A 22,146-nucleotide genomic window follows, 5' to 3' on the forward strand; every position below is an offset into this window, starting at 1 on the left:
TCGCCGGTGTCCGACGCGCAACCGCTGCTGTCCGTAGCAGGTCTCACCAAGCACTATCCCGGCGTCACCGCGCTCGACGACGTCGACCTGGAGGTGCGCGCGGGTGAGATCCACGCCCTCGTAGGCGAGAACGGGGCCGGCAAGTCGACGCTGGCGAAGTGTCTGTCTGGTGTGGAGCAGGCGGACGCCGGCGCGATGACGTTCGACGGTATGCCGCACGCGCCGGCAACCGTGGCGGACGCCCTCGGCGCAGGCATCCAGGTGGTGCACCAGGAGCTCGCGTTGCTGCCGTACCTGTCGGTGGCCGAGAACGTGTTCCTGCAACGGCTGCCACGCCGCTTCGGCATGGTCGACAGGCGCACCCTGGACCAACGGACGCGCGAGCTGCTGCACCGTGTGGGTCTGGACATCTCGCCGCGTACGAGGGTGGAGCGGCTCGGCATCGCCCAGATGCAGCTGGTCGAGATCGCGAAGGCGCTCTCGACCGGCTGCAAGCTGCTCGTCATGGACGAACCGACCGCGACGTTGACGTCGCGGGAGACGGCCACCCTGTTCGACATTCTGCGCCAGCTCTCCACCTCCGGAGTCGCGGTCATCTACATCTCCCACCACCTGGAGGAGATCTTCGAGATCTGCGACCGGGTAACGGTTCTGCGCAACGGCGCACACGTCACCACGGCACCGCTCGCGGGCATGACGTCGACCGACCTGGTGCGGTCGATGGTCGGCCGCGACATCGCCTACGAGTACCCACCAGTGCATTCCAGGCCGGTCGGCGACGTCCTGCTCGACGTCCGCGACCTACAGGTGACGCCGACCGCACCTCCGGTCTCGTTCGCCGTACGGGCCGGCGAGGTCGTCGGCGTCGCCGGCCTGGTCGGCTCCGGGCGTACGGAGATCATGCGCGCGGTCTTCGGCGCCGACAAGGCGGCGGCCGGGGAGATCGCCATCCGCGGCCGGTCGGCGAAGGTGACGCACCCGGGCGTCGCCGTCGCGCGCGGCGTCAGCTTCCTCACCGAGGACAGGAAGAGCCAGGGCCTGGTGCTCGACCTGCCGATCGCCGCGAACGTCAGCCTGGCGAGCCTGCACAAGGTGAGCCGCACCGGCCTGCTCTCCCGCCGCGCCGAGACGGCGACCGCGAACGAGCTCAGCGAACGGTTGCAGATCAAGGCGAACAGCGTGCGGCAACACCCGCGTGCACTGTCCGGCGGGAACCAGCAGAAGGTCGTACTCGGCCGCTGGCTGGCCGCGGACACCGAGCTGCTGATCGTCGACGAGCCCACCCGCGGTATCGACGTCGGCGCCAGGTACGAGATCCACCAGCTGCTGCTCGACCTCGCAGAGGCCGGCAAGGGGGTGCTCGTCGTCTCCTCCGACCTGCCGGAGCTGCTCGGCATCTGCGACCGGCTGCTGGTGCTGTCGCGCGGGAAGATCAGCGGGGAGCTGACCCGCGCGGAGTTCGACGAAGAACGGGTGCTCGGCCTCGCCTATACCGAATACCTGAAGGACACCTCGGACCCGAGAAACGGTAACCCGTGATGAGCGCCACTACCCCACCGCCGCGTGCACAACTGCCGACCAACCGTGCCGTCAGTCAGGTGTTGGGAGAGGCGGGCATCGGCGTCGCGCTCGTCGTCCTCATCGTCTTCTTCATGCTCTTCGCGCCGAACTTCGTCACCTCGCAGAACCTGCGCGCGATCATGACGCAGATCACCCTGAACACCATCCTCGCGGTGGGGATGACGTTCATCATCCTGGTCGGCGGCATCGACCTGTCCGTCGGCTCGGTGATCGCGCTGTGCGCGGTGGTGTCGGGCACGGTGATCACCTCCGGTCTCCCGGTGCCGACGGCGATCGTACTCGGCGTCGTCGTCAGCATCCTCATCGGCGGACTCGTCGGCTTCTGCAACGGGTTCGTCACGGAGTTCTGGAAGGTGCCTGCGTTCATCATCACGCTCGGCATGCTGCACGTCGCCCGCGGCGCCGCACAGGAGTTCACCGACGGCGAGACCATCTACAACCTGCCGGCCGGCTTCACCAGGTTCGGCATCACCACGTTCCTCGGCCTGCCCGCGGTCTTCGTGGTGGCCCTGGTGCTGGTCGTCGCGGCCTGGTTCGTCCTCAGCCGTACGGTCTTCGGCCGGATGGTGTACGCCATCGGCAACAACGAGGAAGCCGTACGCCTGTCCGGGCACCGCACGAGCGTCGTGAAGGTGACCTGCTACGTGATCGGCGGCGCGGCCGTGGGCGTCGCCGGCGTCATCTACCAGGCCAGGCTCGGCGTGGCGAGCCCCATCCTCGGCCAGGGCTACGAGCTGAACGCCATCGCGGCCGTCGTCATCGGCGGCGCGAGCCTCACCGGCGGCCGCGGCTCCGCCGTAGGCACCCTGCTCGGCGCCAGCCTGATAGGCGTACTGACCAACGGCCTCCTGCTGATGGGCGTCTCCGACTTCCAACGCACAATGATCACCGGCGGCGTCATCATCCTCGCGGTAGTCCTGGACGCCTACCGCCGCAACCTCTCGCTACGCCTCTCCGCCACCTGACCCGCGGCTGCCGGGTAGTGCGAACCGAAGCACGCACCGGCGTATCGTCCGGCAGCTCGATCGGGGGTGGCGATGGCCCCACGTTCGGGAACATCTCCGGCAGCGCAATCAACATCGGCAACGGCTCCGTGGCCGTCAACCGCAGCGGGAGCGCCGTGTCCGTCGCCAGCAGCGGCAGTCCGGACCGCGGCGCCGAACGAGCCGGCGACCGGACGCGCCAACGGCAACACGACGGCCAGGAGAGCCGCCCACGCTGACCGCAGACGGTACGCGGCATCGCGCAGGCCGGGCCCGGCAGCAGCTATCCGGCGACGCGGTGGCCGCGTAGCCAGGTGCCGCGGATCGGGATGTCCTTCAGCCGCAGGGGGTCCGTGTCGAACGGGTTGTCCTGCAGCCACACCAGGTCGGCGGACTTGCCTGCGGCCAGGGTGCCCCACGCGTCCTCGCCGAATGCCTGGTACGCGACCCCTGCGGAGTAGGTACGCAGGGCCTCGTCGAGTGCGAGCCGTTGGTGCGGCGTCCATCCCTCGTCTGGCACGCCGTCGAAGGTGCGTCGGGTGACGGCGATCTGGATGCCCTCGAGCGGGTGCAGCGAGCTGACCGGCCAGTCGCTGCCGAACGACAGCGCGACGCCCAGGTCGCGCAGCTCCGCCATCGGGTACTGCAGTGCAGTGCGTTCCGGCCCGAGGCGCGGCGCGGTGAGGTCGGTCATCAACGGGTCGAGCTGTGCCCACAGCGGCTCGAAGTTGGCGACCACACCCAGGTCCGCGAAGCGCCGCAGGTCGTCCGGGTCGACCAGCTGGGTGTGCGCGATGACCGGCCGCCGGTCCCAGTACGGGTTCACCCGGGCGGCCGTCGCGATGGCGTCGAGCGCCGACCTGATGGCGGCGTCGCCGATGGCGTGGATGTGCACCTGGAAGCCGTCGGCGTCGAACGCGGTGACCGCAGCGGCGAGCTCGGTCGCCGGCCACACCGGCATGCCGCACGAGTGCGGCGCGTCCACGTACGGCTCGAGCAGCGCGGCCGTGCCGCCCTCGATGACGCCGTCGGCGAAGAACTTCACCGTGCGCGCCGTCAGCAACGGGTTCGCCACCCGCTCGACGGAACGGCGGATGTCGGCGAACTCCTGCCGCTGCGTACGCCAGGTCTCCGGGTCCGCGCGCAACCCCATGTTGAACCGCAGCCCGAGCGCGTCACCACGCGCCGCCGCCAGGTACGGCTCCACGACGGCGCCGTCCACCCAGGCGTCCTGCACCCAGGTCACTCCGACGTCGGCGTAGCGGCGGGTCGCCGACGCGAGGCTCTCGGCGAACTTCTCCTGCGTGACCGCGGGGCTGCGGTCGAGCACCAGGTCGCAGGCGTGCCACTCGCGCAGCGTGCCCATCGGCGAACCGTCCGGCCGCCGGACGATCACGCCGAGCGGCGGGTCCGGCGTGGTCTCGTCGACGCCCGCGGCACGCAACGCGGCCGAGTTGCACCACACGGTGTGGTAGACAGTCGTACGCACGCAACACCACCGGCCGGTCCGGTACGGCCTCGTCCAGCCAGCGCGCGTCGAACTCGCCGTCCGTCGCCAGCGACGGGTCGTAGCTGCCGGCGACGATCCAGCCCGCCTCCGGGTGCTCGGCCGCCCACCGCTTCACCTCCGCGACGATGTCGGCGACGCTGCGCTGCTCCTTGATCTGCGGCCCCTGGTCCTCCAGGCCACCGAAGACCGGGTGCGCGTGCCCGTCGCCAAACGACGGCAGCACGCACCCGCCGTCGAGCTCCACCACCTCGCCGGCCCGGTCGGCCAGCCGGCTCGCCGCGTCGCCGACGGCCACCACCTCGCCGTCCGCGACGGCGAGGGCGGACGCCGCCGGGGGCGCGTCGAGCCCGGTCCACACGCTGCCGCCGGTGAATACCGTGATGTTCGAAATGACGACCTCCTCGGTGTGCTTCCGCGCATTGTCCCGGACGAAACCCCGCTATCCGAAGCGGGACGCACCCAGCGTGACGGAATCAGCGGTCGTGCCGCGCCGTCCGCGAGGCCCGGCGATTCCCACGGAATCCCCTTGACGAAGGACTGAACGCGGTTCAGTCTGAATTCAGTTCAGCATGCTGTATTGAAGTCCAGGAGTGGTGGCATGAGCGCAGCGAAGCAGCCGAGGAAGCGGCGGCTCGACGACCCGGACCGCACGGCGCGCGCCCGGATCAGGGACGCCGCGATCGAGCGCTTCGCCGCCGAGGGCGTGGCGGCCGCCAACCTCAAGGACATCGCCGCGGACGCGGGGGTGTCGACGCCGCTCGTCCTCCACCACTTCGGCTCGAAGGAGGGACTGCGCGTCGCCTGCGACGAGCACGTCGCGTCCGTGATCAGGACGCAGAAGCGGGCGGCGATGGTGGAAGGCAAGAACCTCGACCCGTTCCAGGCCATCCGCGACGCGTACGAGGGCACGTCGGTGATCAAGTACCTCGCCACGACGCTCGCGGACGGTTCGCCACACGTGGACGAGTTCATCGACGAGATGATCGAGGACTCCATCGAGTACATGGCCGAGGGCGTCGAGAACGGCATCCTCACGCCGACCGACAAGCCGCGGGAGCGGGCCATCGTGCTGGCCCTCTGGCAGTTCGGCGCGCTCGTCCTGCACGAGCATGCCAAGCGGCTGCTCGGGGTCGACCTCGCCAGCGGCCGCCCAGAAGACGCCCTCAGATGGGGCGCACTCAACGCGGAGCTCCTCGCCAAGGGCGTCATCACCGAGGACTTCTACGCAACCGTCCAAGAAACCATGGCGGACGCCGTACAGACCGCTGAACACGAAGCGACCACACCCACAGGCACAGACCAGGAAGCGACATGACCACTGCCATCACCACCTCCGGACTGGTGAAGACCTTCGGGTCGACCCGGGCACTTGACGGGCTGGACCTGACCGTCGACACCGGTGAGATCCACGGCTTCCTCGGCCCGAACGGGGCCGGGAAGTCCACCACCATTCGGGTGCTGCTCGGCATCCTGCGCGCCGACACCGGCACCGTGCGCATGCTGGGTGGCGATCCGTGGTCGGACGCGGTGTCGCTGCATCGGCGGTTGGCGTACGTGCCCGGCGACGTGGAGCTGTGGCCGAACCTCACCGGCGGCGAGGCGATCGACCTGCTCGGCCGGCTGCGCGGCCGGTTGGACAAGCGCAAGCGCGACGAGCTCGTCGAACGGTTCGACCTGGACCCGTCGAAGAAGGGGCGTACGTACTCGAAGGGCAACCGGCAGAAGGTCGCCATCGTCGCGGCGCTCGCGTCCGACGCCGAGCTGCTGCTGCTGGACGAGCCGACCGCCGGACTCGACCCGCTGATGGAGGTCGTCTTCCAGGACGTCATCCACGACGTTAAGGCCGCCGGCCGGACAGTGCTGCTGTCCAGCCACATCCTCGCGCAGGTGGAGAAGCTCGCCGACCGGATCAGCATCATCCGGCAGGGCAAGATCGTCCAGTCGGGGACGCTGGTGGAGATGCGCCACCTGACGCGCACGACCGTCGAGGCGAACACCTCGAGCCCGGTGACCGGCCTCGAGCAGCTGCCCGGCGTACACGACGCCGAGGTGAGCGACGGCCGTGCCAGGTTCGCGGTGGACGGCAACCACCTCGACAGCGCGATCAAGCACCTCAGCGGGTTCGGCATCCGTGCACTCACCAGCCACCCGCCCACACTCGAGGAGCTCATGCTCCGGCACTACGGCGACGAGCTCGCCGCCAACGGGAGCAGCACCAACGGAGAGCCGAGATGACCGCAACCGCCACACCCACCCTCGGGCACACCACGCACCGAGCAGGTGGCAGCGTCCTCACCGGGACGGGCACGCTGCTGCGGTTCGCGCTGCGGCGCGACCGCGTCCGCATCCCGGTGTGGCTCGGTGCCCTGACGCTCGGCACCCTGTGGCCGGCGGCCGCGTTCCCGCAGCTGTACGAGACCGCGGCCGAACGGCAGACCGCAGGCGACACCATGGCCACCCCGGCCGGGCTGGCGTTCACCGGGCCGGAGCACTACCTCAGCGACTACCACTACGGGGCCATGCTGGGGCACCAGATGCTCGGCTTCGTGGCGATCCTCGTCGGGATCATGAGCGTGCTCATGATCACCAGGCACACCCGCACCGAGGAGGAGACCGGGCGCGCGGAGCTCGTCCGGGGCGGCGTCGTGGGCCGCCACGCACAGCTCGCGGCCGCGCTGATCCTCGCCGTCGCGGTGAACGTCGCGCTCGCGCTCCTGCTCGCCGGTAGCCTCGGCGCGCTCGACCTCGACGGGGTCACGTGGGAGGGGTCGCTGCTCTACGGAGCGGCCCACGCCGGGGCCGGCATCACGTTCGCGGGAGTCGCCGCGCTGACCGTACAGATCACCCCGCACTCAAGGGGTGCGTCCGGGATGGGCCTCGCCATCGTCGGGGCGGCGTACCTGGTCCGCGCGGCGGGCGACTCGGCGGGCAGCGACCTGTCGTGGGCCTCGCCGATCGGCTGGGCACAGCAGACGTTCCCATATCTCGACAACCGCTGGTGGCCGCTGCTGCTCAACCTCGGCGCGGCCATCGTGCTCGCCGGCATCGGGTTCGCGCTCAGCGTCCGCAGGGACGTCGGCGCGGGGCTGCGGGCGGCCAGACGTGGCCGGCCGGCGGCGACGCGTGCGCTCACCACGCCGTTCGGGTTCGCGCTGCGGCTGCACCGGGGCATGCTGATCGGGTTCGCGATCGGCATGGCGGTGCTCGGCATGTCCTACGGGCCGTTCCTCGGCGACGTCGAGGAGATGTTCAAGGACATCGAGGTGTTCCAGCAGATGCAGACCGGCGGCACCACGTTCGTGGACACGTTCCTCGGCATGATCATGCTAGTGCTGGCGATCGTGGCAGCGATCTACGCGGTGATCGCGACGTTGCGCACCCGTTCGGAGGAGAGCAGCGGCCGGGCCGAGCCGGTGCTCGCCACCGGGCTGTCGCGCACCAGGTGGCTCGGCAGCCACCTCACCGTGGCGCTGCTCGGCTCACCCGCCGTCCTGCTGCTCGGCGGGTTGACGCTCGCCGCGACGGGGACTCCCACGGTCGACGAGAACGAAGGTCTGTTCGTGGACATCGTGGTCGCCAGTGCCGCGTACATCCCCGCGCTCTGGGTGACGGCCGCGCTCGCGGTCGCGCTCGTCGGCTGGCTGCCACGCGCGGCCGCGGCGGCCTGGCTGGTCGTGGTGTACGGCGGGGTGGTCGGCTACTTCGGCGCCATCCTGCAGTTCCCCGACTGGATGCACGACCTGTCGCCGTTCGGGCACATCCCACGGCTACCGGTCGACGACTTCGAATGGACACCATTGCTCGTGCTCACGGGGACCGCCGCCGCGCTGATCGCCGTAGGCATGTACGGGTTCCGCCGGCGCGACTTGGAGACCAAGTAGCACCAGGCGGTCCGGTCACCGCGGCGCAGAGGCGCGCGCCGCGGTGACCACCACCGTGCGGTAGGACATAGTGAAGCTGCCACCGATCGCGTCGACGGCGGCCGGGTGAGCCCGCCGGTAGTGGGCAGGAACTCCAGCCACTGGTCCCTGGTGTACGGGCGCTGCCAGCCGAACTGCCACTGCGGCACTCGCCGGTACGTCTCGGCGACCTGCCGGTGGCGGTGCGGCTGCCCGGGTGGCGTGGGCATGCGCCCACTACAAGTAGGCGCCGCAGAGCCGGCGGCCGTACACAACATGGTGACCACGCTCCTCGGCGGCTTCGGTTCGGCTTAGGATCGCTGGGTGACATCTGCCCCGCAACGCCCGGCACAGCCGGCTGCGCACGACGTGCTGCGGCGGGTGTTCGGGTACGACTCGTTCCGCGGCGACCAGGAGCAGGTCGTCGAGCACGTGGTCGGCGGTGGCGACGCGCTCGTCCTGATGCCCACCGGCGGCGGCAAGTCGCTGTGCTACCAGGTGCCGGCGCTCGTCCGCGACGGCGTGGGCGTGGTGATCTCGCCGCTGATCGCGTTGATGAAAGACCAGGTCGACGCGCTGGCCACCGCGGGAGTACGCGCCGGCTTCCTGAACTCCACGCAGGACCTCGACGAGCAGCGCACCGTCGCCGCCGCGTTCCGGCAGGGCGAGCTCGACCTGCTGTACCTGGCGCCGGAGCGGATGCAGGCCAAACCCACGCTGCGGCTGCTCGACGAGGGCAAGGTGGCGCTGTTCGCCATCGACGAGGCGCACTGCGTCGCGCAGTGGGGGCACGACTTCCGCCCCGACTACCTCGCGCTCTCCGTACTGCACGAACGCTGGCCGGACGTGCCGCGGATCGCGTTGACGGCGACCGCGACCCAGGCGACGAGGGAGGAGATCGCCAGCCGGCTGGAGCTGGCGGACGCGAAGCAGTTCGTGGCTAGCTTCGACCGACCGAACATCCAGTACCGGATCGCGCCGAAGAAGGACGCGAAGAAGCAGCTGCTCCAGCTGCTGCGCACGGAGCACCCAGGCGACGCGGGTATCGTCTACACGCTGTCACGCGCGTCCGCGGAGAAGACCGCGGAGTTCCTCACCGCCAACGGCGTCGAGGCACTCCCGTACCACGCCGGCCTGGACGCCGGCACCCGCGCGGCGAACCAGGCCAGGTTCCTGCGCGAGGACGGGCTGGTGGTCGTCGCGACGATCGCGTTCGGCATGGGCATCGACAAGCCGGACGTGCGCTTCGTCGCGCACCTCGACCTGCCGAAGTCGGTCGAGGGCTACTACCAGGAGACCGGCCGCGCCGGGCGCGACGGGCTGCCGTCCACCGCGTGGCTGGCGTACGGGCTGCAGGACGTGGTGCAGCAGCGCAAGCTGATCGACGGGTCGGAGGGGGACGCCGCGCACCGGCGCCGGCTGTCGGCGCATCTGGACGCGATGCTCGCGCTGTGCGAGACCGTGCAGTGCCGTCGTACCCAGCTGCTCGCGTACTTCGGCGAGTACCGCGACGCCGACTGCGGGAACTGTGACAGCTGCCTGTCGCCGCCGGAGTCGTGGGACGGCACGGTCGCCGCGCAGAAGGTGCTGTCCACGGTGTTGCGGCTGGAGCGGGAGCGCGGGCAGCGGTTCGGCGCCGGCCAGATCGTCGACATCCTGCTCGGCCGGCGTACGCCGAAGGTGGAGCAGCACAGGCACGACGAGCTCACGGTGTTCGGTGTCGGCACCGATATCGGCGAGGCCGACTGGCGTGGCGTGCTCAGGCAGCTGCTCGCCCAACAGCTGCTCGCGGTGACCGGCGAGTACGGCACGTTCGCGCTCACCGAGAGCTCCGGCGGCGTGCTCCGCGGCGAACGTACGGTGCTGCTGCGCAAAGAGCCGGCCCGTCCGGTCAAGGCCGCCAAGCAACCGAAGACCGTCGACGCCGAGCTGTCCGAGGCGGCCGCCGGCGTCTTCGAGCGGCTGCGGGCCTGGCGGGCGCAGGCGGCGAAGGAGCAGGGCGTACCCGCGTACGTCATCTTCCACGACGCGGCGCTGCGACAGATCGCCACCACGCTGCCCACGTCGCTGGCCGAGCTCGCCACCGTCAACGGCGTCGGCGAGAGCAAGCTGGACAAGTACGGCCAGCAGGTGCTCGACGCGCTCGCCGGCGGGGCCTAGCGCCCGCGCCAGCTGGACCCGGTGAGGCGGTAAAGCACGTGCCTGCGTATCGGGTGGTCGGCCGGAAGGCTGGGATGGTCGAAGTCGTCGGCCGGGTCCCTGGTCATGCCGAGGCGCTCCATCACCGCCCCGGGAGCGGACGTTGGCCACGGTGGTGAACGACACGATCTCCGGCATGCCCGCGTCGGTGAAGCCGTACCGCAGGGCGGCGCGGGCGGCCTCGGTCGCGTAGCCGTACCCCCACGCGGACCTGGCCAGCCGCCAGCCGACCTCCACGGCGGGCGTGAAGTGCGCCTCGAACGACGGCACGGAGAGCCCGGTGAAGCCGACCAACGCGCCGGTCGCCGTGACCTCGACCGCCCACAGCCCGAAGCCGCGCTCGGCGAAGCCCTGTTCGATCCGGTCGACCAGGTCGTCGCTCTGTGCGGCGGTCATCGGCCCGGCGAGGTACTCGGTCACGTCCGGGTCCGCGTTCAACGCGGCGAACGGCAGCCGGTCGGCGGGACGCCAGCGGCGTAGCAGTAGTCGTTCGGTTCGCAGCTCCACGGCGCCAGCCTAGGGGGCGCGCGTTACCGTGAGGTGGTGCAGAAGCTCTACACGGTGCGCGAGGCGCAGGCGGTGCTCGACGGGCTGCGACCGATCATCGAGGACGTCATCACCGTGCGCGCGGACACCGCGGAGCTCGGCGCGGCGTTGCAGCGCGGCGTCAACTCGCCGCTCGGCGGCCTCCCCGAGCTGAAGGCGTACCAGGCCCACCTGGACGAGCTGCTCTCCCAGGTCACCGCCGAGGAGCTGCAGGTGAAGGGGATCGCCCCCCTACTGCTGGACTTCCCCGCCGAACTGGACGGCGAGCAGGTGCTGCTGTGCTGGCTGGAAGGCGACACCGAGCTGGCCTGGTACCACCGCCTGGACGCCGGCTTCGCCGGCCGCCGCCGCCTCCCCGCGGACGCCTGACCCCGAACCCGTCAGTCGGCGGGTACGGCCTCTGCCAGGCCGGCCCAGGGGTGGTTGGTCGGGTACGGGGTGGAGCCTTCCGGGCAGTGCTGGGCGAAGTCGCAGTACCGGCACTGGGGCCCGGGCTGGGGTGGGAAGACCTCGTCGACCTCTGCGTCGGACAGGCCGGCGCGGAACTTGGCGTCGGCGGCTGCGGCCTCTGCGCCGATCTGCTCCGCGCGCCGCAGCTGGCGCTGCAGGGCGTGGTCGTCGTGCTCCCAGCCGAGCACCTCACCGGTCGGCAGGTGGTGCAGCTCGACCCGGTAACAGGGGCGCCGCAGCACCTGCCGGGTGCAGATCGCGTACAGCGCCAGCGCCATCGACCCGCGTGCGTCGTCGACGGTGAGCGCGTGCCTGCCGGTCTTGTAGTCGACCACCACCAGCTCGCCGTCGCGGTCGTCCAGCCGGTCGACCCGACCGGACAGCGCAAGCACCTGGGTGCGGGTGGCCACCACCCGCTCGATGCCGACCGGCTCGTCGTACGGGTCGAGCTCGGCGACGTAGTCGGCGACCATCTCCCGCGCCCGCGCGCGTACCTGCTCCGCCTGCTGGTCGTCGCGGAAACCCAGCGAGATCCAGCCCTGGTCGACCAGGCGCTGCGCGGCGTACGTGGTGCGCTGCTCGGGCGGCAGCCGCCACCACGCGGCCAGCGCGCCGTGCACGCTCGCGCCGAGGGAGTTGTGCCCCCACGGCGGACCCTTCGGCGGCTGCGGCCGGTCCAGGTAGGTCATCCGGTAACGGCGCGGACAGTCGACCCAGGAGGCGAGCCGCGACGGCGTGCACGTGTACAGCCGCTGCGGCATGCCCTCGAAACCCAGTTGCCCCATCACGTCCACTCTGTCGGACGCCACCGACAACGTGCCAGGGCGCACCTTCGCGGACACGCCCTAGTGGCCGCGTTCCACCCAGTCCGCGTAGTCCTTCTCCTCGGTGCCGATGGTGGTCTCCTCGCCGTGGCCGGGCAGCACCCGGGTCTTGGCGGGCAGGCTCAGCAGCTCGTCGGAGATCGACGTGAGGATGGTGGGGAAGTCCGAGAACGAGCGGCCGGTCGCGCCAGGGCCACCCTTGAACAGGGTGTCGCCGGTGAACACGACGCCGAGGTCCTCGGCGTACAGGCAGATCGAGCCCGGCGAGTGCCCCGGGGTGTGCAGCACGGTCAACACGATGTCGGCGACCTCGAACGTCCCGCCGGGCTCGATGCTGATGTCCGGGCGCTGGTCCTCGTGCGTCATCTCCCACAGCCGCCGGTCACCGCGGTGCATGGCCACCGGCGCCTCGTCGCGTTCCGCGAGCTCGAGGGCCACGTTCACGTGGTCGTTGTGCCCGTGGGTGCAGATGACGGCGAGGATCTCCCTGTCACCGACCTGCTCCAGGATCGCCTCGGCGTGGTGTGCAGCATCGACGACGATGACCTCGTCGTTGTCACCGATGACGTACACGTTGTTCTCGACCTCGTGGTCTTCACCGTCGAGGGAGAAGACGCCCGAGGTCTCGATCTTCTCGATGCGGACCTTGGTCTTCTTCTCTTTGTCCTTGCCCTTGCCCCTGGCCATGTCGACCGGCTACCTCTCAGAACGTAACCACTGAGCGGAGCACATTACCGTGCTCCATGCGCGCGAACGCATCCTCCACCCCGTCGAGCGGGATGGTCTCCGTCACGAAGTCCTGCAGCGGCAGCCTGCCCTGCTGGAACAGGTCGATCAGCATCGGGAAGTCACGGGACGGCAGGCAGTCGCCGTACCAGGACGACTTCACCGCGCCACCGCGGCCGAACACGTCGATCATCGACAGCTCGATGGTCATCTTCGGGTCGGGGACGCCGACCAGCACGACCACGCCGGCGAGGTCGCGGGCGTAGAACGCCTGGGTGAACGTCTCCGGCCGGCCGACCGCCTCGATCACCACGTCGGCGCCGTTGCCTCCGGTCAGCCCCCTGATCTCCTCGACCGGGTCGGCGGCCTTCGAGTTGACGGTGTGCGTGGCGCCGAACTGCTTCGCCCACTCCAGCTTGCGGTCGTCCACGTCCACGGCGATGATCCGGCGGGCACCGGCCAGGCGGGCGCCCGCGATGGCGGCGTCGCCGACGCCGCCGCAGCCGATCACCGCGACCGAGTCGCCGCGCCCGACGCCGCCGGTGTTGATCGCCGCGCCGATGCCGGCCATCACGCCGCAGCCGAGCAGGCCGGCGACGGTGGCAGGCGCGTCCGGGTCGACCTTCGTGCACTGGCCGGCGGCGACCAGGGTCAGCTCCGCGAACGCGCCGATGCCGAGCGCGGGCGCGAGCTCCGTACCGTCGGCCAGCGTCATCGGCTGGCTGGCGTTGTGCGTCGCGAAGCAGTACCAGGGCCGGCCGCGCTTGCAGGCACGGCAGTCACCGCACACCGCCCGCCAGTTCAGGATCACGAAGTCGCCCGGCTCGACGCTGGTGACGTCCGGCCCGACGGACTCGACCACGCCGGCGGCCTCGTGCCCGAGCAGGAACGGGAACTTGTCCTCGATCGCGCCCTCGCGGTAGTGCAAGTCGGTGTGGCAGACGCCGCACGCCTGTACCTTCACCCGGGCCTCCCCCGGCCCCGGCTCTGGGACCACGATGGTCTCCACGGAAACCGGCTGCTTCTCCCCCGTCGCCACGACTGCACGTACTCGCTCCGGCATGATCGACCCCTTTGCCATTCGCCTAGCTCTCCACGCGACCGTCACATGGTACGGGGCGGACCAACGCGCTGAACGGCTCGCCTCACCGTGTGTCATGCCCGCCGGCCAACCGGACATATGCCGCTCCACCGAGCGCACGCCAACAGCGACAACATCTGGCACACGCGGCAACTACGCTCCGCCGCATCGGACCTGCGTCGATGCGACAGCCCGGCAGCGGCGCGGGTATCGTGGCCGATCGGTACCGGTCCGGACCGCAGGGGGCGACGGCGACCGGCCGATCGAAGGCGGTTCCTCTGGGCGACCACGGTGGGGGTGGGTCGTACGGGGCGTCTTACAAGGGGGAAAGAAAGCGTGCTGACGCTGGAAGAAGGTGCACAGCGCACCGTCTCGTACACGGGGATACGCGCCGACGAGCGCGTGCTCGTTCTCTACGACGACGTGTCCAACGCGGGGCCTGCGTGGGCACTGCGGCGCGCGGCGACGGCTGGCGGCGCCAACGCGCACGTGCGCTACCTCGACCGCGGCAGCCGCGACGACGGCGGTGACGCCCTCGACGCCATCGTGGACGAGCTGGTCGACCTCGACGTCGTCATCGCCTTCACCCGCGGCACGGTGGTGCCGAGCGCAGCCGCCGTCACCGCCGTCTCGCACGGCGCCCGGGTGTACGCGATGGCCGGCGCCAGCGAACGTACGCTCACCCAGGGCCCGCTCGAAGCCGACTTCGGCGCGCTGGCGACGGCGGGCAACTTCCTCGCCGAACGGCTGAGCGACGCCACCCATGCGGAGCTCTACACGCCGGCCGGCACCAGGCTCACCATGTCGCTGGCCGGCCGGCGCGGCATCCTGAACCCGCCGAGCCGGCCGCAGCCAGGGGTGTACCGGTTCCCGTACGCCGGTGTCGTCATCGCGCCGGTCGAGGAGTCCGTACACGGCACCGTCGTGATCGACGCCGGCCCCGGCGTCGGCGCCGCGCCCACCACGCTCACCATCGAACGCGGCCTGGTCACCGGCGGCGCGGCGGGCACCGCGCTCGCGGATCTCGTCGCTGCCGACATCGCCGCGGCCAACCGGGTGGGCATGGTCGGCTTCGGCATGAACCCCGCGGCCAGCCTGCAGGGCCCCGCGTACGAGCACACGGCGGTCGCGGGCACCGGTCACCTCGCGTTCGGCCCGAACGGTGGCATCGGCGGTGGGCAGCACCACGGCAGGTACGTCGAGCTCGGCTACGCGAAGCCGTCGCTGTTCCTCAACGGCACGCAGGTCATGCGCGCGGGCGTCATCGAGTCCGCGCTCACCGTCTCGTAGCCTCGATCCTTCATCACCAGCGCCTGGCCGGGTGAGTCGTAGGTCAGCCGCACGAGGCCGGTGATCAACACGAACCGTGCGGTGGCGTGACCGCCCGTGGAAGATCGAGGCTAGCGTCGATCGGCTGCTCGGCCAGCTCGACGGTGTAGATCGGCTGCTCGTCACCGCCGGCCACGCAGCTGGTCTCGGCGACCCGCCCGGCCGCGGCGACGTCGTCGAGCGCCGGCCGCAGCCGGGCCAGCACCTCCTCGGCCGCGACGATCCGCAGCTGCGACACGTCCGCGCGCATCGACAGCTGCGCCTGCGACTTGGCGCGCCGCACCGCGGCGATAGCCGCGCCGGCGAGGTCCACCAGCTCCGGGTCACCGGCACCCAGCTCGCGCACCTGCGTCGCGGACGGCCACTCGGCCCGGTGGACGGAGCCGTCCTGCCACCACGACCACACCTCCTCCGCGACGTACGGCAGGAACGGTGCCAGCAGCCGGTGGAAGACCGCCGACGCCTGCGCCGCCGCGCCGCGCTCGCCGTACGCGCGCGCCTTCACCAGCTCCACGTGGTCGTCGCAGAACGCCCAGAAGGCGTCCTCGACGAGCTGCAGTGCCCTGGCGTGCTCGTAGTCGTCGAGCGCGTCGGTGGCGTCGGCCACCACGTCGGCGAGCCGGCCGAGCATCGCCAGGTCCAGCGGCTCCCGCACCGCGGTCGGGTCGGCGTCGCCGGCCATGGTCAACACGAACTTGCTGACGTTCAGCAGCTTGATCGCCAGCCGGCGGCCGACCCGCATCATGGCGTCGTCGTAGGTGGCGTCGACCCCGAGCCGGCCGTGCGCCGCCCAGTACCTGAAGGCGTCGGCGCCGTACTTCTCGAGCACCGCCGCCGGGGTCACCGCGTTGCCCTTGGACTTCGACATCTTCTTCCGGTCCGGGTCGTAGATGAACCCGGAGATCGCCGCGTGCCGCCACGGCAGCGACCCGTGCTCCAGCTGGGCACGGACGACGGTGCCGAACAGCCAGGTGCGGATGATGTCGTGCGCCTGCGGGCGCAGGTCGAACGGGAACACGCGGCCGTGGAGATCGGCGTCGTCGAGCCAGCCACCGACGATCTGCGGGCTCAGCGACGACGTCGCCCAGGTGTCGAACACGTCCGGGTCGGCGACGAAGCCACCCGGCCGGCCCCGCTGCTCCTCCCGGTAGCCGGGGGCGGGGTCGGTGCTCGGGTCGACCGGCAGGGTGTCCTCGGCGGGCAGCAGGGGCCGCTGGTGGTCGACGACGCCGTCGTCGCCGACCGGGTACCAGGCCGGGATGGGCACGCCGAAGTACCGCTGCCGGCTCACCAGCCAGTCGCCGGCCAGGCCGCGCACCCAATCCTCGTAGCGCGCCGCCATGTGCGCGGGGTGCCACCGCAGCTGGCGACCACGGGCGAGCAGCGCCGAACGCAACGACTCGTCGCGGCCGCCGTTGCGGAGGTACCACTGCCTGGTCGACACGATCTCCAGCGGCCGGTCGCCCTTCTCGTAGAAGTTGACCGCGTGCGTGACCGACCGCGGTTCGCCGCGCAGCTCCCCCGCATCGCGTAACAGCTCGACCAGCCGCTCCCGCGCGCGGCGGACGGTCAGGCCAGCGAGCTCGGCGTACGGCGCGGTCGCGACGCCGGCCGGCGGGGTGGCGAGGAACCGGCCGTCGCGCCCGACGACCGCACGGACCGGCAGGTCGAGCTCCCGCCACCAGACCACGTCGGTGAGGTCGCCGAACGTGCACACCATGGCGATCCCCGTGCCCTTGGCGGGATCCGCGAGCCGGTGTGCGTACACCGGCACCGAGGCGCCGAACAGCGGCGTATCGACCCGGGTGCCGACCAGCCCGGCGTAGCGCTCGTCGTCGGGATGGCAGACGAGCGCCACGCATGCCGGCAGCAGCTCGGGTCTGGTCGTCTCCACCAGCACGTCGCCGCCGTCGGCCGTGTGGAACGGCAGCGCGTGGTACGCGCCGGCGATCTCGCGGTCCTCCACCTCCGCCTGGGCGACCGCCGTGCCGAAGTCGACGTCCCACAGCGTCGGCCCCTCCGCCTGGTAGGCGTCGCCGCGCCGCACCTCGCGCAGGAACGACGCCTGCGCGACACGACGGGCGCGGTCGCCGATGGTGGTGTAGGTGTGCGTCCAGTCGACGGACAGCCCGAGCGTACGGAAGGTGCGCTCGAACTCCTGCTCGTCCGCGGCGGTCAGCGTCAGGCACAGCGCGATGAAGTCCGGCCGGCTGACGGCCACGGGTTCACCCCGCGGGTTCGCCGGCGGCGTGAAGTCGGGGTCCTTCGGCAGCGTCGGGTCGCAGCGCACGCCGAAGTAGTTCTGCACGCGGCGTTCGGTCGGCAGCCCGTTGTCGTCCCAACCGATCGGGTAGAACACCCGGTAGCCGCGCATGCGCTTGTACCGCGCGACGAGGTCGGTGTGCGTGTACGAGAACATCGAGCCCACGTGCAGCGTGCCGCTCACCGTCGGCGGCGGCGTGTCGATCGAGTAGACCTCGGCGCGGTGGCGCGTGCGGTCGAAGGCGTACGTACGTTGCTCGTCCCAGATCCGGGACCACTTCTCTTCGAGACCGGAAAGCGACGGCCGATCAGGCACGGCCATAGGGGAACCTCAAAGTGTGGGTAGGCGTGCGAGGAACGCGAAGCAGGCGCGAGAAGCGCCTAACGTACTCGCGCCCGGGCCTGACCCACCTTGAGCAGCATGTCGGCCATGGTAGCGAAATTCGGTCGCGGCTGCCCGCACGGATGCGGTAGAACGTCGTAGTGACGCCATACCCCATCCGCCCGTTCACCGCCGACGAGTTCCCACGAGTCGGTCGGGTCATCGCCGGCGCGTTCCTCGAGTCGTACCGCGAGGAAGACATCGCGGTGCTGCAGCGCACCCTGGAGCTCGACCGCGGCCTCGCCGCGTTCGACGGTGACCGGCCGGTCGCCACCGCGGGCGCGCACACCTTCGAGCTGACCGTTCCCGGCACCGTCGCGCCTGCGGCGGGTGTCACCATCGTCACGGTGGACCCCACCTACCGCAGGCAGGGCCTGCTCAGCGCCCTGATGACCAGGCAGCTGGGCGACCTCGCCGAGGGCGGTGAGGCGGTGGCCGTGCTGTGGGCGTCGGAGTCGTCGATCTACCGCAGGTACGGCTACGCGGTGGCCAGCTACCGCACCATGCTCGAGGTCGACCGCGCGGCAGCCGGGTTGGTCGCCGACGCCCCGGTCGACCCCGAGCTGCGGCTAACGATCGCCGACCCTGGCGAGGTCACCGACGACCTGGCGAAGCTGTACGACGAGCTGCGGCCGCAGCGTCCCGGCTTCGTCACGCGTGACGAAGCGCACTGGGCGGACACCCTGAACGACCCCGAGCACGCCCGCGACGGCGCACTGGCGATGCAGGCACTCCTCGTGCACGGCCCGGCCGGCGACCTCAGGGCCTACGCGCTGCACCGCATCTCGCCAGGGCACGACGGCCTGACGAGCACGGCGACGGTACGCGTCGAGGAGATCCAGGCCAACGACGCCGCAGCGTACGCCGCCTGCTGGCGCTTCCTCAGCACGGTCGACCTGACGGCGAAGGTGACGTCCAGGCAGCTGCCGATGGATGCGCCGCTGTTCGCCATGCTCGCCGACCCGCGGCGCGCGCGGGCGATCCGCAACGACGCGCTGTGGGTACGCCTGGTGCGCGTCGGCGACGCGCTCGCCCAGCGCCGCTACGCCGCACCCGTCGACCTGGTGCTCGACGTGCGGGACGAGCGCTGCCCGCACAACGCCGGCCGCTGGCACCTCACCGGCGACGAGCAGACGGCCAGCTGCGAGCGCACCACGGCGACGGCCGACCTCGAGCTGGACGTCCGCGTGCTCGCGTCCGCGTACCTCGGGGAGAGCTCGCTCACCGCGCACGCCCAAGCCGGCTACGTGACCGAACGCCGGGAAGGCGCACTGCGCCGCCTGGGCGCCGCCATGTCGTGGGAACCCCGACCCTGGTGCCCGCACTCGTTCTGAGCACCGCGCCGACGCGCTAGGGCAGCGGTGGGGCCTGGCCGGTTCGCTCGTACTCGGCGAGGATCTTGATCCTGCGGGTGTGCCGCTGCTCACCTGAGTACGGCGTCGCCAGGAAGCGGTCCACCAGCCCGAACGCCTCCTCCGTGTCGTGCATGCGGGCGCCGAGGGCGAGCACGTTCGCGTCGTTGTGCTCGCGGGCGAGCGACGCGGTCTCCGGCGACCAGGCCAGGGCCGCGCGCACGCCGCGTACCTTGTTGGCGGCGATCTGCTCGCCGTTGCCCGAGCCGCCGATCACCACGCCGAGGCTGCCCGGGTGCACGACGACCGACTCGCCGACCCGGATGCAGAACGGCGGGTAGTCGTCTTCGGGGTCGAACTTCTCCGGCCCGCAGTCGACCACGTCGTGGCCGTGCTCCTTCAGCCACTCGGCCAGCTGCGTCTTGAGCTCGTAACCCGCGTGATCGGACCCGATGTACACGTGCATGGGCGAAAGTCTGGCAGGCCCCCACCCGCGGGCGCGCAGGGGTAGTGTCTCGGCACACGGGAACCGCCACCCTTGAGGCGCCAGGGGAACTGTGGTATACCAAATTTCATCATTCGGGGAACAGCCCATGCCAAGGGGAAGCCCGTGAAGCACCGTAAGACGGTCTGGCTGGTACCGATAATCATCCTGCTCTGCTACCTCGTGCCCTACACGCTGTTGCGGGACGTCGATGCGTGGTACGGCAGCATGCTCTTCTGGATCCTTGCGACCGCCGTCGTGATCGGCCTGAACGCAGTCATCAGCTCGACCTGGCGGGACGAACAGTGAACGCCACCTACATCTGGATCGGCATCGCGATCTACGTCGTGTTCGCCGGCGTGACCGCGTACCTCTCCCGCCGCGGCGCCGAGCGCACGATGTCCGGGTACTTCCTCGGCAACCGCAACATGGGCGGCTTCGTCTCGGCGATGAGCTACAGCGCCACGACGTACAGCGCTTTCATGCTCATCGGTCTCGCCGGCCTCACCTACTCAGGCGGCGTGGGCGCACTCGGCTTCGAGCTGATCTACCTGTGCGGCGTCACGCTCGTGCTCGTCTTCGGGCCGCGGTTCTGGTTGGCAGGTAAGCGGTTCGGCTACGTCACGCCCTCGGAGATGCTCGGCGGCCGCTACGACAGCAAGGCGGTGGCGATCGTCGCCGCGGCCTGCAGCTGCGTCTTCCTCATCCCGTACGCCGCCGTGCAGCTGGCCGGCGTCGGCTACCTGTTGTCGGGCATGACGAACGACGCCATCTCGTTCACCACTGGCACGTTGCTCGCTACCATCCTCGCGATCGTCTTCTCCCTGGTCGCTGGCCTGCGGTCGGTGGCGTGGACGGACTCCCTGCAGGCGATCATCATGGTCATCAGCGCCACCATCATCGTGGCGGTGATCATCGACCGGTTGGGCGGGCTCGGCACGTTCTTCGACACGCTGCAGACCGACCACGCCGGCATGCTGAGCGTGCCTGGCAACGGGTTCTTCACGTTCAGCATGTTCCTCGGGCTCACGCTGCCGTGGGTGTTCTTCAGCATCTCCAACCCGCAGGTGAGCCAGCGGCTGTTCACGCCACGGTCGATGGGCGACCTGCGCCGGATGCTGCTCGGCTTCATGGTCTTCGGCTTCATCTACACGCTGGTCGCCGTCACGTGGGGCTTCGCCGCGGCGATCCAGTTCCCCGAGCTGAAGACCGGCGACCTCGCGACGCCGTCGCTGCTGTCGTCCGGTCTGGTCCCGTCCGTGCTCGGCATCATCGTGATGATCGGCATCATGGCCGCCGCGGTCTCGACCATCGACTCCATCCTGCTGACCCTCTCCTCGATGCTCACCCGCGACGTCTACGCGGTGGCGAAGCCGTCGTCGAGCGACGGCAGGCAGCTGCTGCTCGGCAAGATCACCATCCCGGTGATCGCCGTGCTCGCCTTCCTGTTCGCCCGCCTCGAACTCAACCTGATCGCGGTGCTCTCGGTCTCCGCGTCCGCCGGTCTGCTAGTCATGGTGCCGGCGATCGTCGGCACATTCTTCTGGAAGCGCGGCACCGCGGCCGGCGTGTTGAGCAGCATCATCGTCGGCGGTGCCGTGGTGTTCTACCTGGAGTTCACCGCGACCCGACTGCTCGGCCAGGGCAGCGGCGTGTGGGGCCTGCTGGTCTCGCTCACCCTGTTCGTCGTCGTCAGCCTGCTGACCAAGGCACCGCAGGAAAGGGCGGACGAGTTCCTGGCCAGCACGAGAACGGACCTGAGGAAGCGCCAGGCGGTCTAGGACTTCCGCGCGGCGGCGGACTTCTTGGCGCGCTTGGCCTTCGTACGCGACGGGGCCTGCTTCGCCGGTCGCTCCTGCTCGACGTAGCCGGCGCTCAGGATGTGCTTCTCGGTGATCGCGGCGGCCCGGTCGCCGTCGCGTGCGGCCAGCGCCTCGATCAGCTCGGCGTGCTGCTTGGCCGACTCGCGGTGGCTGCGGGTGACCTGCGGGCCGTCCGGCATCGCCTGCCACAGCAGCCGCATCATCGACAGCAACATCGGCGACGCCGCCGACTCGTAGATGGTGAAGTGGAACTCGCGGTTGAGTGTTGCGTAGCGGCCGTCGCCCTCGGGCAGCTTGGTCATCTCCTCGTTGAGCTGACGCAGCACGCCGAGCTGTTCCTCGGTGATCTCGCGCGCCGCCAACCGCGCGCCGAGCGGTTCGAGCGCGGCGCGGATCTGGGCGTTCTCCTCCGCCATGCCGCTACGCGACGCACTGACGATCGCGCCGCGATGCGCGTCCCCCACGACGAGGCCCTCGGACTCCAGCCGCCGCAACGCCTCCCGCACCGGCGTCTGGCTCACGCCGAACCGCGCCGCCAGGTCACGCTGGCGCAGCGGTTCCGAGGGCGCAAGCTCACCGGAGATGATCAGCTCCCGCAACATCGCGCAGACGATGTCGCTCTTCGAGGAGTACTGCATCACGCTGATGCCGCCGACAGCGCTGGGGCGCACCAGTGGCCTCCTCTCGCGACCGGGAGAGCAGCAGAACGCCGGAA

The 22,146-nt window shown here is 70.6% G+C and carries 17 protein-coding genes and 3 pseudogenes; 11 read left to right on the top strand and 9 right to left on the bottom strand.

Translation table 11 applies throughout. The annotated features are described in order from the left end of the window. The first annotated feature begins 6 nt into the window (after positions 1–6). Both GEV07_02395 and GEV07_02400 read left to right on the top strand, forming a co-directional pair. On the top strand, positions 7–1,539 hold the full coding sequence (locus GEV07_02395; protein ID MQA01616.1) for an ATP-binding cassette domain-containing protein: 1,533 nt from the start codon (positions 7–9) through the stop codon (positions 1,537–1,539). After that, complete coding sequence (locus tag GEV07_02400) at positions 1,539–2,546, top strand: ABC transporter permease (GenBank protein ID MQA01617.1); 1,008 nt, start codon at positions 1,539–1,541, stop codon at positions 2,544–2,546. The genes GEV07_02395 and GEV07_02400 overlap by 1 nt, the downstream gene beginning before the upstream one ends. A 301-nt stretch (positions 2,547–2,847) precedes the next feature. Here GEV07_02400 and GEV07_02405 read toward each other — a convergent pair. Then, positions 2,848–4,456, bottom strand: a pseudogene (locus GEV07_02405) (amidohydrolase family protein). Positions 4,457–4,672: 216 nt separating this feature from the next. Between GEV07_02405 and GEV07_02410 the strand changes: the two are divergent. Genes GEV07_02410 through GEV07_02420 form a run of 3 tightly spaced genes read left to right on the top strand, consistent with a single transcriptional unit; the run spans position 4,673 to position 7,955 of the window. After that, positions 4,673–5,389 carry a TetR family transcriptional regulator gene (locus GEV07_02410; GenBank protein MQA01618.1) on the top strand — a complete coding sequence of 239 codons (717 nt, stop codon included), beginning with the start codon at positions 4,673–4,675 and terminating at the stop codon, positions 5,387–5,389. Next, positions 5,386–6,309: an ATP-binding cassette domain-containing protein gene (locus GEV07_02415; GenBank protein ID MQA01619.1), complete on the top strand. Its 924-nt coding sequence runs from the start codon at positions 5,386–5,388 to the stop codon at positions 6,307–6,309. Before GEV07_02410 ends, GEV07_02415 begins: the two co-directional genes overlap by 4 nt. Continuing rightward, a complete protein-coding gene (locus GEV07_02420) occupies positions 6,306–7,955 on the top strand; it encodes an ABC transporter permease (protein MQA01620.1) in 1,650 nt (549 codons plus the stop codon). Before GEV07_02415 ends, GEV07_02420 begins: the two co-directional genes overlap by 4 nt. 15 nt (positions 7,956–7,970) lie before the next feature. Here the strand turns inward: GEV07_02420 and GEV07_02425 are convergent. After that, positions 7,971–8,137: pseudogene (locus tag GEV07_02425) on the bottom strand (SAM-dependent methyltransferase). Positions 8,138–8,297: 160 nt separating this feature from the next. On the opposite strand from GEV07_02425, the gene recQ reads away from it, so the two are divergent. Continuing rightward, positions 8,298–10,133 carry a DNA helicase RecQ gene (gene recQ, locus GEV07_02430; protein MQA01621.1) on the top strand — a complete coding sequence of 612 codons (1,836 nt, stop codon included), beginning with the start codon at positions 8,298–8,300 and terminating at the stop codon, positions 10,131–10,133. Here the strand turns inward: recQ and GEV07_02435 are convergent. Continuing rightward, positions 10,130–10,673: pseudogene (locus GEV07_02435) on the bottom strand (GNAT family N-acetyltransferase). The gene recQ and the pseudogene GEV07_02435 overlap by 4 nt on opposite strands. Positions 10,674–10,712: 39 nt before the next feature. Between GEV07_02435 and GEV07_02440 the strand changes: the two are divergent. Beyond that, complete coding sequence (locus tag GEV07_02440) at positions 10,713–11,087, top strand: DUF2203 family protein (GenBank protein MQA01622.1); 375 nt, start codon at positions 10,713–10,715, stop codon at positions 11,085–11,087. An 11-nt stretch (positions 11,088–11,098) separates the two neighbouring features. On the opposite strand, the gene GEV07_02445 is transcribed toward GEV07_02440, so the two are convergent. The 3 genes from GEV07_02445 to GEV07_02455 are packed head-to-tail and all read right to left on the bottom strand — an operon-like array spanning position 11,099 to position 13,781. Further along, a complete protein-coding gene (locus GEV07_02445; protein MQA01623.1) occupies positions 11,099–11,953 on the bottom strand; it encodes a recombinase RecB in 855 nt (284 codons plus the stop codon). A gap of 60 nt (positions 11,954–12,013) precedes the next feature. Further along, positions 12,014–12,679: an MBL fold metallo-hydrolase gene (locus GEV07_02450; GenBank protein MQA01624.1), complete on the bottom strand. Its 666-nt coding sequence runs from the start codon at positions 12,677–12,679 to the stop codon at positions 12,014–12,016. Positions 12,680–12,695: 16 nt separating this feature from the next. Further along, positions 12,696–13,781, bottom strand: a complete 1,086-nt coding sequence (locus tag GEV07_02455) for an S-(hydroxymethyl)mycothiol dehydrogenase (GenBank protein ID MQA01625.1) — start codon at positions 13,779–13,781, stop codon at positions 12,696–12,698. A gap of 354 nt (positions 13,782–14,135) precedes the next feature. On the opposite strand from GEV07_02455, the gene GEV07_02460 reads away from it, so the two are divergent. Continuing rightward, positions 14,136–15,089 (top strand): hypothetical protein, encoded by a 954-nt coding sequence (locus tag GEV07_02460; protein MQA01626.1) that lies wholly within the window; start codon positions 14,136–14,138, stop codon positions 15,087–15,089. Positions 15,090–15,153: 64 nt separating this feature from the next. Here GEV07_02460 and valS read toward each other — a convergent pair whose 3' ends face one another. Continuing rightward, on the bottom strand, positions 15,154–17,712 hold the full coding sequence (gene valS, locus GEV07_02465) for a valine--tRNA ligase (GenBank protein ID MQA01627.1): 2,559 nt from the start codon (positions 17,710–17,712) through the stop codon (positions 15,154–15,156). Between the two features lie 161 nt (positions 17,713–17,873). Here valS and GEV07_02470 point away from each other — a divergent pair, with 161 nt between their 5' ends. Further along, the gene (locus GEV07_02470) at positions 17,874–19,106 is read left to right on the top strand and encodes a GNAT family N-acetyltransferase (GenBank protein MQA01628.1); all 1,233 of its coding nucleotides are present in this window, start codon (positions 17,874–17,876) and stop codon (positions 19,104–19,106) included. Positions 19,107–19,122: 16 nt separating this feature from the next. Here GEV07_02470 and GEV07_02475 read toward each other — a convergent pair whose 3' ends face one another. Further along, positions 19,123–19,590 (bottom strand): ribose-5-phosphate isomerase, encoded by a 468-nt coding sequence (locus GEV07_02475; protein MQA01629.1) that lies wholly within the window; start codon positions 19,588–19,590, stop codon positions 19,123–19,125. Between the two features lie 144 nt (positions 19,591–19,734). Here GEV07_02475 and GEV07_02480 point away from each other — a divergent pair, with 144 nt between their 5' ends. Then, a complete protein-coding gene (locus GEV07_02480; GenBank protein MQA01630.1) occupies positions 19,735–19,917 on the top strand; it encodes a hypothetical protein in 183 nt (60 codons plus the stop codon). Next, positions 19,914–21,389 (top strand): sodium:solute symporter family protein, encoded by a 1,476-nt coding sequence (locus tag GEV07_02485; protein ID MQA01631.1) that lies wholly within the window; start codon positions 19,914–19,916, stop codon positions 21,387–21,389. Before GEV07_02480 ends, GEV07_02485 begins: the two co-directional genes overlap by 4 nt. Here GEV07_02485 and GEV07_02490 read toward each other — a convergent pair. After that, complete coding sequence (locus GEV07_02490; GenBank protein MQA01632.1) at positions 21,386–22,078, bottom strand: FCD domain-containing protein; 693 nt, start codon at positions 22,076–22,078, stop codon at positions 21,386–21,388. The genes GEV07_02485 and GEV07_02490 overlap by 4 nt on opposite strands. Positions 22,079–22,146 lie beyond the last annotated feature (68 nt).

The organism is Streptosporangiales bacterium (assembly GCA_009379825.1).
Lineage (GTDB): Bacteria > Actinomycetota > Actinomycetes > Streptosporangiales > WHST01 > WHST01.

Bases quoted from the DNA above. Each gene is read 5' to 3' on its own strand.
- GEV07_02400 (MQA01617.1), top strand. From the start codon at position 1,539: ATGAGCGCCACTACCCCACCGCCGCGTGCACAACTGCCGACCAACCGT.
- GEV07_02410 (MQA01618.1), top strand. From the start codon at position 4,673: ATGAGCGCAGCGAAGCAGCCGAGGAAGCGGCGGCTCGACGACCCGGAC.
- GEV07_02415 (MQA01619.1), top strand. From the start codon at position 5,386: ATGACCACTGCCATCACCACCTCCGGACTGGTGAAGACCTTCGGGTCG.
- GEV07_02420 (MQA01620.1), top strand. From the start codon at position 6,306: ATGACCGCAACCGCCACACCCACCCTCGGGCACACCACGCACCGAGCA.
- GEV07_02445 (MQA01623.1), bottom strand. From the start codon at position 11,953: ATGGGGCAACTGGGTTTCGAGGGCATGCCGCAGCGGCTGTACACGTGC.
- GEV07_02450 (MQA01624.1), bottom strand. From the start codon at position 12,679: ATGGCCAGGGGCAAGGGCAAGGACAAAGAGAAGAAGACCAAGGTCCGC.
- GEV07_02455 (MQA01625.1), bottom strand. From the start codon at position 13,781: ATGCCGGAGCGAGTACGTGCAGTCGTGGCGACGGGGGAGAAGCAGCCG.
- valS (MQA01627.1), bottom strand. From the start codon at position 17,712: ATGGCCGTGCCTGATCGGCCGTCGCTTTCCGGTCTCGAAGAGAAGTGG.
- GEV07_02475 (MQA01629.1), bottom strand. From the start codon at position 19,590: ATGCACGTGTACATCGGGTCCGATCACGCGGGTTACGAGCTCAAGACG.